Raw genomic sequence first — 11837 nt, forward strand, 5'->3', positions numbered from 1 at the left:
ACAAATAAGGAGGAATAAACATAAAAAACATAATATACATGAGTAAATTAGAATACTGTGATAAAATACGGTAAGTATTGTACTAACCTGTGTGTATTGGACATACATTATTAATGCATATTTTAATCGGACAACTATGATGAAAATAGTTGTAAAAGCTAACATTGTCAAATCATTAAGATAAATCATTTGAATAGGGATTTTTCTTTCTGATAAAATGACATGGTGACCTCTAAAAGCTGCGAAGGGGAACAAAACATTCCCAAATAACAAAATACTATTTGAGATCAAAGCAGCATGAACAAACATTTAAAGGAGATTATTTTATTGATTAAAAAAATATTTCCACCGTTCGAAAGACATTATTGGTATGTAATTATCGCGTATATTATTGTCCAATTTTCAGCGACTTTAGGTGTGCCATTATTAGAAATTTTAGGTGTAGGCGAAGAAGCACAATCAAATGATATTGCAATAGTCATTAGGGTTGGTTATTGGGCCGTAATTAGCTTTATCCTCGGATTAATGATAATTCTCTTCATTATGAAAAAAGATATGATTAATAGAGTGATTCCTGAAGATTATCCCTCTACTGGTAAAGCCATTTTCTGGTCTATCGCAGGTATTTTCCTTGCGTTATTTGCACAATCTTTAGCAGCAAATATTGAAATGTTACTTGGAATTAATCCGGGCTCAGAAAATACTGAAGTGCTTATCGGAATTTTTGAATTAGTCCCGTTATTCATTATTGTCACTTCAATCATCGCACCAATATTAGAGGAAATCATTTTTAGAAAGATCATTTTTGGCTCGTTGTATAAGAAATATAATTTTTGGATATCAGCACTTATTAGTTCTGTCATATTTGCCCTAGTTCATGGCGAACCAGAGCATATTCTCATATACAGTTCAATGGGATTTACTTTTGCCTTTCTTTATGTGAAAACAAAAAGAATACTCGTACCTATTATTGCACACGTTTCAATGAATACATTTGTGGTCTTAATACAAACTATCTACAAGGATGACATTGAACAAATGCGACAACAACTGGAACAAATGCAGTCGATTATTGGAGGACTTTAACATATGCGCCGCTCACCTTTATTTTTTGGATTTATATATAGTTTTATAGGGATCGTTTTCACATATCTCGCAATTCAATCAGCTCAAGAAACAATTTGGAATTTCCCCACTCTCATATTGTCTTTTGTAGCCACCCTTGATTTTGGAGTGGCTATTCGTATGTTTATCTTTCATAACAAACTGAAAAAAATAAAATAGTTAAAACAACCTTCCTAGCTAATGGGAAGGTTGTTTTATTCTATGGCTGTTATCACATTATTTGTTGCTTTTCGTAATAAGAGCAAACACGAATATGTTTGGGAGATCTTTTCTTCTCTATATACATATCAGTTATTCAAAATATCTTTCTCTGTATTAACCAAGTTTATGTGCTATTAATTCATCGTAATAGTGAACAAGTTGTGGATATGAAATTAGCTCATTCTTGCCTTTATCACTAAGTGTATAAGTTCCTCTTCGCACCCTTTCAAACCAGCCGTAATAATTTTTATTAAGAATGGATACAGTTTTGTCACCCGTTCCCATCTCGCGAAGATCACTTGTTGATAACTGGTCGAAACGTTCGAGACAACAGGCAATATGAATACAGTTTTCTTTGTACGCCGTTATAATTTTTTGATTCTTGCTCCCACCAACATTATGGTTACGATGCCTTCCTTGCATTTCAGTTAAAAGTAAATCTCTTTTTTTCTTGCTTCTTTGCATACTTTTTTTCCGATCAAAGTCTGCTGGAGCTATAATAATTTCTACCTGTGCAATACCCTTTTTGAAAGTTACAATCATAAGGCCTAATTCTAACCTTCTGACCAAATAACAAATATCCTGCCATTTTTTAGAACGCAAAGAATATTTAGGTCTCGGGATAGCAATGTACACCTGATCGGATAAACGCTGCCTTTTAGTAGCTTGTATTAACAGCTTTATACTTAAATTAAGCTTAAGCTCCACGATAACTAGCTCATCGTCTTTTATAGCTGCTATATCACAATGATTGACTTCTCCATATACTTCATAGCCCTGTTCTGTAAAATGCTCTTGAATAGGTTTATATAAATCAACCTCATACAATTTTGTTGTTTTATTGCTCATTACATCATTACTTTCTTCATTTATTCAAAGCTTAAATATTAGTTAATCATACGACCTTTATATTTAATATATTCACATGACACCTGCTAGATTTACTATAAAAAAAGTGAGCCTCTACAATTTGTAAAAACTCACTTTGATTACCTTTATTATGATTTATGGTTTGGTTGTTACTCATTTTCAGCCATGAGTTCCTGTTCTAGTTTTTCCACTTTGCGAAAGGTTATTTTTGAGATAAAGATACTTATTTCATATAGAATAAATAAAGGTATCGTCACCATCAGATGTGAAATGAGCTCTGGTGGCGTAATAAATGCTGCTATAACTAGTAAAACAAAATATGCGTATTTTCTTATTTTCGCTAAAAACATAGGCGAGACTATGCCAAGTCTAGTTAAAAACATCACAACGACAGGAAGCTGAAACAATATTCCAAATGGAATAGTGATTTTGAATAGAAATTGGAAATATTCATTTATCCCAATAACTTGATTAACCGTTAGGCGTTCAGATATCCTCGTCATAAACTCAATAACAAATGGAAATAGAATAAAATAGGAAAATGAAACCCCACCTAAAAATAGTAACACTGATATTGGTATATAACTTAAAGTGATTTTCCGTTCTTTTTCATATAAGCCTGGGCTAATAAACGCCCAAAGCTGGTATAAAATAACTGGTGCAGTAATTACAAAAGCTATAATAAAAGCAAATTGCATATAAATTTTTATTGGATCAGTTAAGGAAAATGCATTCATCGTCAGCTCTTTTGCTTCATCAGCCTGTTGTAAATAGACAATGATTGGCTCAGCCAAAAAAAAGCTTCCAATTGTAGCCATAACAAAGAAAACGGCTGCGATAATTAGACGCTTCCTTAGCTCTCCTATATGATCGTATACAGACATTTCTTTACTATCATTCATACTTTCTCATCCTAATGTTACTTCTTTTTATTATTTTCATTTGCAATATCTTGTGCCGCTCTCTTAAATTCTCTAAGTGTTTCTCCAGCAGCTTTTCCTAATTGAGGAAGCTTATTTGGACCAAAGATAACGAGTGCGATCACTAAAATTAATATAAGACTTCCAATTCCTATGTTAATTGGTCTCACCTCCATCATAAATTACAAATAATTTTCCTGATCTATCATTATAAAGCATATATTGTTTTTATAACTCCGTGATCATGTAAACGACCATAATGCCAATATAGCTACTATTCAGTTGGGTAGTTTTTAAGGAAATAAACTAAAGATTGTAATTCAACTGCTAAATCAATGTGATGAATCCTAATATGGTCAGGTACATTAATTCGAGCTGGCGTAAAATTCAAAATACCCTTAATACCTGTTTCTACTAAACGGTCAGTCATCCCTTGCGCAACTGGTGCAGGTACAGTTAAGATGGCGACACTTACATCCTTGGTAATATATTTTTCTAAGTCATCCATATGATAAATAGGAACATCTCCAACTGTAGTGCCAATTTTTTGCTCATCAACATCAAATGCAAGTTCAATTTTCATATTATTATTTTTAATAAAGTTGTAATTTAAAAATGCAGTACCTAAATTCCCAACCCCGATTAACACCACTTTTGTTAGTTCATCTTGATCTAGTGTTTGTCGAAAAAACGTTAATAAGTAATTAACATTATAACCATATCCTTTTTTACCTAAAGCACCAAAATACGAAAAATCTCTACGTATTGTTGCAGAATCTACTTTTACAGCCTCGCTTAATTCAGCAGAAGATACGCGCTGCTTACCTGCAGCATGAAGATTTTTTATGAAACGATAATACAATGGTAAACGTTTTGCAGTAGCTTGTGGAATTTTTGTTTGTTCGTTATTCACTTCTATTCCCCCACATTCAAACAGCTATTCATTCACTGCTCTCTAATAAAGTCTCCGTTCTTTCCACCAGTCTTCTCTAATAAATAAGTTGGACCAATAACCATACCTTTATCAACTGCTTTACACATATCATAAACAGTTAGGGCACACGTACTAGCAGCAGTTAGAGCTTCCATTTCAACACCTGTACTACCTTTAGTTTTAACTTCTACGATAATAATAAGCTTGTATAATTGCTTTTCTTCTTCCCATGTAAACGTGATATCGACACCCTTTAAACTAATTGGGTGACACATTGGGATAATATCTGCTGTTTTTTTTGCAGCCATAATACCAGCCACTTGAGCTACAGCTAACACATCCCCTTTTTTTATTTTTGAATGAATAATCTGTTCATAAATTTTTTGATTAACTGAGATACTTGATCTCGCTATAGCAGTTCTTAATGTTTCGCCCTTTTCAGAAATATCAACCATCTTTGCTCTACCTTGATCATTAAAATGTGTAAATGAAGACACTTGCTTTTCACCTCTCAATATGACTATACTACACTATTTTTACAATCCTGTCGTTACTTTAACAAGGCGTGAAAACTATATGTACATCCAAGGTCATTTCTATCACCTTTTGAGTACATGGCTTTTTTCATAAATGGTGAATTGTAACGAATAATTTAGCCCTTTGTCATAGTTTTAATGATGAGAAGCTGCAACAAACGATATAATAATTCGTATTTGTGTCTCAGTACATGGCTGCTGTTTTCGCATTAATTGTTGCTTTTCGTTCTAAGAAATAAATACGTATAAACTTAGCGGTTGTAGGCACCTTTTCTCATTATAAATGAGGTCAATTGCATAAGTTCATTTTTTGCTGTCCTAAATTATTCACAATAGCAACAAAGTTTACGAAAAGAGCCTATAACGTCTACAACCTAAGTTTAATATGACTCCAGTAAGAAAGCGCATACAAAATAAGCTAAACTATTATTAAAAATATGCATTTCACAAGCCTTTGATAAGTAAACATTGGAATCCAGTGAAAGAATATTGCTCATTTCATACATTTTAAGATACACTAAAACTATTATAACAGAGGTGAACTAACATGATAGTGTTACAAGTGAATCAGCTCACAAAATATTTTGGATCTGATCTTATTTTATCGAATATAAAGCTAGAAGTACAATTGAAAGATAGGATTGCTGTCGTTGGCCGTAACGGCGCTGGAAAATCAACTTTATTGAAAATAATAGCAGGTTATATGTCTCATGATAGCGGAAGCGTCATGAAACCGAAAGACATTTCTATTGGATATTTAGCACAACATAGTGGCTTAGATTCAGACTTATCTATTTGGGAAGAAATGTTAACCGTGTTTGAACCGTTAAAAAAAATGGAGATAGAATTACGTGAACTGGAAGAGAAAATGTCCAATCAAAGCCTAATGTCAAACAAGGCAGATTACGACAAACTATTAAAAGAGTATGATCATTTGCAAATTCAATATAAAGAACAAGGTGGCTATCAATATGAAGCTGATGTACGAGCTGTTCTACATGGACTCCAGTTTTCAAGCTTCAATTATTCGACACCTATATCATCATTAAGTGGTGGTCAAAAAACGAGGCTTGCTTTAGGGAAGCTATTATTATCAAAGCCTAATTTATTAATACTAGATGAGCCGACTAACCACCTTGACATTGATACACTCACTTGGTTAGAGCAATATTTACTCGGCTATCCAGGAGCTATTCTCATCGTATCTCATGACCGTTATTTCCTTGATAAAGTCGTTACACAAGTATACGAAATTTCTCGAACTAATTCAGCAAAATTCATTGGTAATTATAGTGATTATTTAAAGAAGAAAGCAGAAAATTATGAACACGATTTAAAGCTTTATGAAAAGCAGCAAGGTGAAATTGCTAAGCTTAAGGATTTCGTTCAACGAAACTTAGCACGAGCTTCAACAACAAAGCGAGCACAGAGTAGAAGAAAACAACTAGAAAAAATGACAGTTCTAGAGAAGCCTGCTGGAGATGAAAAATCAGCTTCGTTCCACTTCGACATCGAACGTCAAAGTGGAAATGAAGTTTTGAAAGCCAATGATATTTCAGTTTCATATGAAAACAACAAGCCTATTATCCAACATATCAATTTTCAAATCATGAAAAGTGACAGTGTAGCTTTGGTAGGTCCAAATGGTATTGGGAAATCAACCTTACTCAAGGCAGCGATTAATAAGATACAAGCCCTACAAGGAGAATTTTCCTTTGGTTCAAATGTTAAAGTTGGCTACTATGACCAAGAACAAGCAAATCTTAGTTCTAATAAAAGTGTTCTTAATGAGCTGTGGGATGAGTATCCATCAAAATCGGAGAAGGATATAAGGACAGTGTTAGGCAACTTTTTATTTTCAGGTGATGATGTGTTAAAGCCGGTATCAACACTTAGTGGCGGCCAAAAGGCACGACTTGCGTTAGCAAAGCTTATGTTACAAAAAGCTAATCTGTTAATTTTGGACGAGCCTACGAACCATTTAGACTTGGATAGTAAAGAAGTTCTTGAAAATGCATTGATTGACTATCCTGGTACAATTCTATTCGTCTCCCACGACCGCTATTTTATAAACCGACTAGCGACGAAAGTGTATGAGCTTGCTCCAAACGGTATTACTGAATATTTGGGAGACTATGATTATTTCATATCAAAGAAAGCAGAGATTGAAGAAATCAAGCTGTTAAATGAACAAAAAGTGGTCAATCCTTCAATCAAGGAAGATAAAACGCAGACGAAGCTGACTTATGAACAAGACAAGGAAATGAAGAAATTACAACGTCAGAGAAAAAGAAAAATTGAAGAACTAGAAATGGAGATATCAAAACTCGAAGAAAAAATAGATGAAAATGAAACTCTATTATGTGACCCAACTATCTTTCAAGATCACGAAAAAGTGGCCTTGATTAATGAAGAAAACTCACAGTACCAGGAGCAACTAGAACAATTAATGACCGAATGGGAAACACTCCATGATTAGAAGAAAAGCGCAAGCGCCTTGTTCATCCCTGACAAGCACTGGAGGCATTTTCTGTGAAGGTGCTTTTTGCCTTCATGGAAAATGGCGAAGTGACTCGAGGGGATAGGCGCTGGAGCTGGACATGAAGAAAAGTGGAGACGACTACTTTTCCTCAACAAACACTGGAACCATTGCATTTGAAAGCGTTTTTTGCGTTGGAATGCAATGTGAAGTGAACACGAGAGGCTTATAAGACAGAACAAAAGCGCAAACGCCATGTTCATCCCCAATAAGCGCTAGGATCATTGCAAAAAAGATGTCTTTTACACTTCATGTGAATTGTAGTTTTCTCTTCCACATAGTTATCCACAAACAATTCATTGTAGTGTATGTTATACACCGACTTTTACACATTATCCACAGTTTTTATCAAAGTTATCCACTTATTCACTTGCTTCAAAAGTGCTTTTAAACTAGCTTTTGTTACTATTTTTCCACAATAGTATTTTTTCTGTGGATAAAGTTGTGGAAAAAGACCGTATTCTCAGGAAGAATCACGGTCTTTCATAACATTGTTATGTTATTATTCATTATACTATTGCTCAATATCAAGGCCAGGGTTCCCATTTAAAGCCATGTCCGAACGCTTTCCTTGTTTATATAAAACACTACCTGCTGCTGCAATCATTGCTGCATTATCTGTACATAGAGATAGCGGAGGAATAATTAATTCTATATCATCCTTTGAGGAAAATTTTTCTTTAAGAGCAGCTCTTAGCCCTTGATTGGCAGCTACACCACCAGCTAATAATACTTGTTGGACATTATACTTATCAACAACTAACATCGTTTTTGTGACTAATACATCTATTACGCTTGCTTGAAAGCTTGCTGCGATATCTTTTGTTGCTAAATCCTCACCACGTTGCTTCGCATTATGTAACGTATTTATCACTGCAGATTTCAATCCACTAAAACTGAAATCAAAAGATCCTTCTTCAAGCCAAGCTCGAGGGAGCTTAATCGTGGCTTCTCCTTCATGAGCTAGTCGGTCAATGTGAGGACCACCTGGGTATGGTAGTCCCAATGTTCTTGCAACTTTATCATAAGCTTCACCTACAGCATCATCACGTGTCTCTCCAATTACTTTAAATGATCCGTGTTTTTCCATATATACTAATTCAGTATGCCCACCTGAAACAACCAACGAAATAAGTGGGAATTTCATTTCAGATACTAGTTGATTTGCATAAATATGTCCAGCTATATGGTGAACCCCAATGATAGGAATGTTGTGAGCAAGAGCAATGGCTTTGGCAGCATTGACACCAACTAACAAGGCACCGACCAACCCTGGGCCTTCAGTGACAGCTATTGCATCGATCTCATTATAAGAAATTTGCGCCTGTTTTAGTGCTTCTTCAAGCACAATGGTAATTTGCTCTACATGATGTCTAGAGGCTATTTCTGGTACAACTCCTCCAAAACGCTGATGACTTTCAATTTGAGATGCTACAACATTCGCTAATATCTCACATCCATTTTTTATGATCGCTACCGCTGTTTCATCGCAGCTTGTTTCGATTGCTAAAATAATTTGATTCTGTAATTGTTCCATTATATATTCACCCACATTATTAATGCATCCTCTTGATTATCTGTATAGTAATTCTTCCTAATTCCCCCATCATTAAATCCTAATTTGCGATAAAGCGATTGGGCAATTATATTTGATACCCGTACCTCTAATGTCATCGTCTTTGCCCCAAGTGCTTTTGCAAAGTCCACCAGTTGTTTTAGCATAGCTTCACCTAGTTTCCTGCCACGATATTCTGGTAACAAAGCTACATTCGTAATATGAGCTTCGTCTATTATAATCCATGCCCCACAATATCCAATAACTAGCCCGTTTTCTTCCGCTACGATATAATGGGCGTATTTGTTATTATTAATTTCACTTAAAAAGATGTCCTTACTCCAAGGAGTAGCAAAAGATGCCTCCTCCACCTTCAGTACATTTTCAATATCCTCAACATTCATTAACCTAAACAATGTTGTTGTTTCCATTTGCAGCTCCACTTTCTTTTTTCTGTGCTTCTAACCACTTCGCTTCTGCCTCAGCAAGGCGAATATAATTCGGTGAAAACTGATGAATATCCTCATTTTCCCTATACATTCCTAGCCATGCTAATTCAGCTGGTCTTGGATTATTTAAACTCTCAGCTGCAAACACTGCTTTGTCCTTAAGCTCACTGATCATTACTTCTTTATGTAGCTCAACGTCATTACCTAATAATAATATTGGTTTATCGAGTGATGATAATGATTTAGCCCAGTCAGATGAGAGGACATTTTGATCTTGTTTTACTTGCTGCAATCCATCAGCTTTATATGAATACAATCCCGTATAAATTTGTCCCCGCCTTGCATCGAATAGTGGTGAAATATATCCAGGAAAAAAACGCCCATTTGCTGCGAGTACTTCGAGACTTGATACGCCTGAGAGTGGAATTTGTAATGACCATGCCAATGTTTTTGCAATTGTAACACCGATTCTTACACCAGTATAAGAGCCTGGTCCTTTTGCAACAATTATTTTCGATAGTTCCTTTGTTGAAATGTTACAGTCCTTCAATAATGATTCAATAGCAGGCATGACACGAATCGAATGATTCTTTTTTACATTTGTAATTATTTCTCCAATAACCTTACTTTCATCTACAAGAGCAATACCCATCACATCATTTGAAGAATCAATTGCTAATACTGTCATTTGCTTATAATCTCCTTACATACTTGTTCATAATGTACGCCAATAGGTTCTAGCATAAGCTTCCGTTTACATTCACTTATGTGATTAATTCTCACTATTAGCCGTTCTGCTGGTAACTGATCAGCAATTAAATGAGCCCACTCTACAACTGTGATTCCATTTCCTTCGAAATATTCTTGAAATCCAAGATCTTCAGACCCATTTTCTAGTCGATATACGTCCATATGATAAAGAGGTACTTTACCTTGATACTCCTTAATGATTGTGAAAGTAGGACTATTTACATTTCTTGTAATCCCTAGTCCTTTCGCCAAACCTTTAGTAAATGTTGTTTTGCCAGCACCTAAATCACCTTCTAGTACAATCACATCACCCTGGTGCAAATGACTAGCTAGCTTGTATGCAATTTTCATTGTTTGTTCAGCAGAATCAGTTATAATTTCATAAGTTTTCATCTTCTTCACCTATCAATTGTTAAAATGGTTATATCCCTTTTTTTCTATCGTTTTAACTTTCCCATCATTTGTTTGTAGTAATACTTCTGAAGGTCCAGATTTCACTTGCCCAATGGCTGTTACCTTATAATTATGTTTAAGACATTCTTTCTCAAAATGGTTCCAGTCACTCTGCGGCAATGTACCTATGAGTTCGTAATCCTCTCCTCCATACAGAGCTTTTATTATAGCTTCGTTACTACAAACATCATATATTTGTTTACTTAAAGGAATTTGACCTTCTTCAACATATATTGAAACATTACTAGCTTCGGCAATTTCATTTGCTTCACTAGCCAATCCATCACTAATATCATTTAACGCTACCCTATTATAACATGTCAACAAACGGCCAATCTCCACTCGAGGATAAGGCATTTGATGTTTGTTTACTAAATCTTTTTCAGTTGATTGATAAGAATATTTAATCCCCTTAGCTAATAACAACTGTAACCCTGCAGAAGAATCACCTAACGTTCCTGTAACAAACACGATATCACCATCCTTGGCATTGCTTCTAAAAAGTTTTTTTCCTTTTTCAACTTCACCAATGACGGTTACCGATATAACTAGTGGACCATTTGTAGATACAGTATCTCCACCAATCATATCCATATCATAATTTCTAGCTAAATCGTTCATTCCTGCATAAATGACAAGAATATCTTCTTCAGTCCAATGCTTAGGTATAGCGATGGATATTAAATAATAGAGAGGGATACCCCCCATTGCTGCCACGTCACTTATATTAGCTGCTAAAGCTTTAAAGCCAATATGATAGGGCTTCATGGTACTTCGCTTAAAATGGACTTCTTCTACCATCGTATCAATACATATTATTTGATCAAACCTATCCTGAGATGATACTAATGCTGCATCATCACCAATACCCATTATTAAAGATGATTGGTTTACAACCTGTGGTTTAATTTTGTTTATTAATGAAAATTCATCAATTACACTCATAAAATACCACTCCATCATGTTTATATAATAAATTAAATTTAATAAATTTGTTAACTTAGATATTTGTTCGTAAGCCTCTATTTGTTAAAATATCACGAACTCTAGTCAATACTTATTTATTTCTTAACATGAAAAGACGACAATATTTCTTTATAATCATTATTTCTTTTTTATTACTAAATTAGAACAGCTAGTTGGGGTTTTATAGGATTTCATACCTATATGAAATATTTAAAGATGAACTACACATTTAATGTCAAGTTTACCAATACAAAAAAACGAAACATCTAGTTTCGTTTGAGTTATTTATATATGGCGGTCCCGACGGGAATCGAACCCGCGATCTCCTGCGTGACAGGCAGGCATGTTAACCGCTACACCACGGGACCACATTTATTCATTGGTTGCGGGGACAGGATTTGAACCTGCGACCTTCGGGTTATGAGCCCGACGAGCTACCAGACTGCTCCACCCCGCGATAATAAGAATATTATTATGCCTGGCAACGTCCTACTCTCACAGGGGGAAACCCCCAACTACCATCGGCGCTGAAGAGCTTA

Annotated in this window: 13 protein-coding genes and 2 tRNA genes; 3 read left to right on the forward strand and 12 right to left on the reverse strand. The window is 35.0% G+C overall.

The window, feature by feature from the left end:
• The first annotated feature begins 327 nt into the window (after nucleotides 1-327).
• Together SLH48_RS21080 and SLH48_RS21085 are read left to right on the forward strand one after the other, a co-directional pair.
• Complete coding sequence (locus SLH48_RS21080) at nucleotides 328-1086, forward strand: CPBP family intramembrane glutamic endopeptidase (protein ID WP_250886830.1); 759 nt, start codon at nucleotides 328-330, stop codon at nucleotides 1084-1086.
• 3 nt (nucleotides 1087-1089) lie between these two features.
• Nucleotides 1090-1284: a YdiK family protein gene (locus tag SLH48_RS21085; RefSeq protein WP_214484457.1), complete on the forward strand. Its 195-nt coding sequence runs from the start codon at nucleotides 1090-1092 to the stop codon at nucleotides 1282-1284.
• A 156-nt stretch (nucleotides 1285-1440) separates the two neighbouring features.
• Here SLH48_RS21085 and SLH48_RS21090 read toward each other — a convergent pair whose 3' ends face one another.
• From SLH48_RS21090 to moaC, 5 genes are all read right to left on the reverse strand, one after another.
• Nucleotides 1441-2175 (reverse strand): DUF2161 domain-containing phosphodiesterase, encoded by a 735-nt coding sequence (locus SLH48_RS21090; protein ID WP_320259721.1) that lies wholly within the window; start codon nucleotides 2173-2175, stop codon nucleotides 1441-1443.
• A gap of 170 nt (nucleotides 2176-2345) precedes the next feature.
• Complete coding sequence (gene tatC, locus SLH48_RS21095) at nucleotides 2346-3098, reverse strand: twin-arginine translocase subunit TatC (RefSeq protein WP_320259722.1); 753 nt, start codon at nucleotides 3096-3098, stop codon at nucleotides 2346-2348.
• A gap of 17 nt (nucleotides 3099-3115) precedes the next feature.
• The gene (locus SLH48_RS21100; RefSeq protein ID WP_413785450.1) at nucleotides 3116-3286 is read right to left on the reverse strand and encodes a twin-arginine translocase TatA/TatE family subunit; all 171 of its coding nucleotides are present in this window, start codon (nucleotides 3284-3286) and stop codon (nucleotides 3116-3118) included.
• Nucleotides 3287-3390: 104 nt separating this feature from the next.
• Nucleotides 3391-4029, reverse strand: coding sequence for a redox-sensing transcriptional repressor Rex (locus SLH48_RS21105; RefSeq protein ID WP_214484453.1), 639 nt, complete (start codon nucleotides 4027-4029; stop codon nucleotides 3391-3393).
• Between the two features lie 32 nt (nucleotides 4030-4061).
• A complete protein-coding gene (gene moaC / locus SLH48_RS21110; protein WP_320259723.1) occupies nucleotides 4062-4547 on the reverse strand; it encodes a cyclic pyranopterin monophosphate synthase MoaC in 486 nt (161 codons plus the stop codon).
• 586 nt (nucleotides 4548-5133) lie between these two features.
• On the opposite strand from moaC, the gene SLH48_RS21115 reads away from it, so the two are divergent.
• Nucleotides 5134-7065, forward strand: coding sequence for an ABC-F family ATP-binding cassette domain-containing protein (locus SLH48_RS21115; protein ID WP_320259724.1), 1932 nt, complete (start codon nucleotides 5134-5136; stop codon nucleotides 7063-7065).
• Nucleotides 7066-7639: 574 nt separating this feature from the next.
• Here SLH48_RS21115 and tsaD read toward each other — a convergent pair.
• From tsaD to SLH48_RS21150, 7 genes are all read right to left on the reverse strand, one after another.
• Entirely contained in the window at nucleotides 7640-8662 is a 1023-nt protein-coding gene (gene tsaD, locus SLH48_RS21120; RefSeq protein ID WP_320259725.1) for a tRNA (adenosine(37)-N6)-threonylcarbamoyltransferase complex transferase subunit TsaD, read from the reverse strand.
• The gene (rimI, locus tag SLH48_RS21125) at nucleotides 8662-9111 is read right to left on the reverse strand and encodes a ribosomal protein S18-alanine N-acetyltransferase (RefSeq protein WP_320259726.1); all 450 of its coding nucleotides are present in this window, start codon (nucleotides 9109-9111) and stop codon (nucleotides 8662-8664) included. The genes tsaD and rimI overlap by 1 nt, the downstream gene beginning before the upstream one ends.
• A complete protein-coding gene (gene tsaB, locus SLH48_RS21130; protein WP_320259727.1) occupies nucleotides 9089-9817 on the reverse strand; it encodes a tRNA (adenosine(37)-N6)-threonylcarbamoyltransferase complex dimerization subunit type 1 TsaB in 729 nt (242 codons plus the stop codon). Before tsaB ends, rimI begins: the two co-directional genes overlap by 23 nt.
• Nucleotides 9814-10272: a tRNA (adenosine(37)-N6)-threonylcarbamoyltransferase complex ATPase subunit type 1 TsaE gene (gene tsaE, locus SLH48_RS21135; RefSeq protein ID WP_320259728.1), complete on the reverse strand. Its 459-nt coding sequence runs from the start codon at nucleotides 10270-10272 to the stop codon at nucleotides 9814-9816. Before tsaE ends, tsaB begins: the two co-directional genes overlap by 4 nt.
• Before the next feature lie 12 nt (nucleotides 10273-10284).
• Complete coding sequence (thiL, locus tag SLH48_RS21140; protein WP_413785451.1) at nucleotides 10285-11277, reverse strand: thiamine-phosphate kinase; 993 nt, start codon at nucleotides 11275-11277, stop codon at nucleotides 10285-10287.
• A 313-nt stretch (nucleotides 11278-11590) separates the two neighbouring features.
• A tRNA-Asp gene (locus SLH48_RS21145) sits at nucleotides 11591-11666 on the reverse strand.
• A 12-nt stretch (nucleotides 11667-11678) separates the two neighbouring features.
• Nucleotides 11679-11755: transfer RNA gene (locus SLH48_RS21150), tRNA-Met, on the reverse strand.
• Nucleotides 11756-11837 lie beyond the last annotated feature (82 nt).

Source organism: Cytobacillus sp. IB215316 (genome assembly GCF_033963865.1).
Lineage (GTDB): Bacteria > Bacillota > Bacilli > Bacillales > SM2101 > Nanhaiella > Nanhaiella sioensis.

Coding starts and splice junctions, on each gene's coding strand:
- SLH48_RS21115 (WP_320259724.1), top strand. CDS start 5,134: ATGATAGTGTTACAAGTGAATCAGCTCACAAAATATTTTGGATCTGAT.
- tsaE (WP_320259728.1), bottom strand. CDS start 10,272: ATGAAAACTTATGAAATTATAACTGATTCTGCTGAACAAACAATGAAA.
- rimI (WP_320259726.1), bottom strand. CDS start 9,111: ATGGAAACAACAACATTGTTTAGGTTAATGAATGTTGAGGATATTGAA.
- tsaD (WP_320259725.1), bottom strand. CDS start 8,662: ATGGAACAATTACAGAATCAAATTATTTTAGCAATCGAAACAAGCTGC.
- SLH48_RS21090 (WP_320259721.1), bottom strand. CDS start 2,175: ATGAGCAATAAAACAACAAAATTGTATGAGGTTGATTTATATAAACCT.
- SLH48_RS21085 (WP_214484457.1), top strand. CDS start 1,090: ATGCGCCGCTCACCTTTATTTTTTGGATTTATATATAGTTTTATAGGG.
- thiL (WP_413785451.1), bottom strand. CDS start 11,277: ATGAGTGTAATTGATGAATTTTCATTAATAAACAAAATTAAACCACAG.
- tatC (WP_320259722.1), bottom strand. CDS start 3,098: ATGAATGATAGTAAAGAAATGTCTGTATACGATCATATAGGAGAGCTA.
- tsaB (WP_320259727.1), bottom strand. CDS start 9,817: ATGACAGTATTAGCAATTGATTCTTCAAATGATGTGATGGGTATTGCT.